The following is a 1,131-nucleotide window of genomic DNA, read 5'->3' as shown; positions in this document are numbered from 1 at the left end:
AAAATGAGAAAACAGCAAAAGTTGGAATAAAAAGCAAACGGTTAAAAGCTGGCTGGGATGAAGATTATTTGATGAAGGTTTTAACCGTGGGCAAACTGAGTGTCTAATTTAGACCCGTTTGCCCTACAACAAGACCCATAATCAATAACATTACAGAACTATTGTTTGGCTCAATCACCAATCAACTTACAGAGCTCAAAGAGTTATTAGAACAGCCCCATATTCCAACTGAAACAAAAATTTGCGCTCTTAAACTTTTACCGCAATCTGCTCGTTATCAAACAGATACTGACTTTATGACTTTCCTTAGCCTTTGTTTACTTAGAGCGGTAAACATAGGATTACCAAGTCTGTACACAAGTCACGTGCACAGTGCTATAGAAGAGTTTTGCTCTCAACAAAAGGTGGATTATAGCGAAGCAATATCCAAAGCCGTTTTTGAAGCTCATCCACAAACAGACCTTGATGGGAGACTTCAAAACCCAAGCGATTTACCTGCCGATATATTTAACCAGTTTTTAAGCTACCTGTGCACTCGTGCTAAAGGAGTATATGACAAGGTAAAATCGGTGAGGCCAGAAAATTGGTGCCAACAAGTATTTAGGCTTTTTGAATTAAAATGTCATTTCCCAATTGAAATATGCCAATTCACCCCTGAGTTTGATAAACCGCAGGTCAGTGTAATGACAACCAGCCTTTGTCAGTATAGTTTGAGTGAGAATACGCACTGTCATAAGTTAAACATCACTCACCTTTTCTTTCTGAAACACCAAAAGCTTCATTCACTTATCCAAGCATTGCTATTTTACGACATTGTTATCAACCAAAGTACAGGCTCAGAAAAACTCATCTTCTTAACCCACCCTGATTTTGATGGTTTTCCTAATCAAGATTACTTTTATGGCGAGTTTAGCTCATTAATCCTAAATAAATCAGTCGCCCTCCACCCTCAATATCCAGTGGCTCGATCTGAGCTTGATCATTCGGTTCTTTCGTAGGGGGTTGCTTAACCCGACAAAGTTATTGGTATTAACCCTCTTTTTGCTCCAATTTGCTCGATAATCTTTTCAATAATGAGTTGCCAGTACTCTTTCTTTGTTAACTGCTGAGTATTGGACTTCAGTTGTTCAA

Annotated in this window: 1 protein-coding gene; it reads left to right on the top strand. The window is 38.5% G+C overall.

Translation table 11 applies throughout. The features are described from left to right. Nucleotides 1-161: 161 nt before the first annotated feature. Entirely contained in the window at nucleotides 162-998 is an 837-nt protein-coding gene (locus D5018_RS21355) for a hypothetical protein (RefSeq protein WP_121840979.1), read from the top strand. Nucleotides 999-1,131 lie beyond the last annotated feature (133 nt).

It is taken from the genome of Parashewanella curva (genome assembly GCF_003675895.1).
In the GTDB taxonomy this organism is placed as follows: domain Bacteria; phylum Pseudomonadota; class Gammaproteobacteria; order Enterobacterales; family Shewanellaceae; genus Parashewanella; species Parashewanella curva.
Note: the sequence above shows the minus strand (reverse complement) of the source record. Positions and strands in the feature narration are given on the sequence as shown.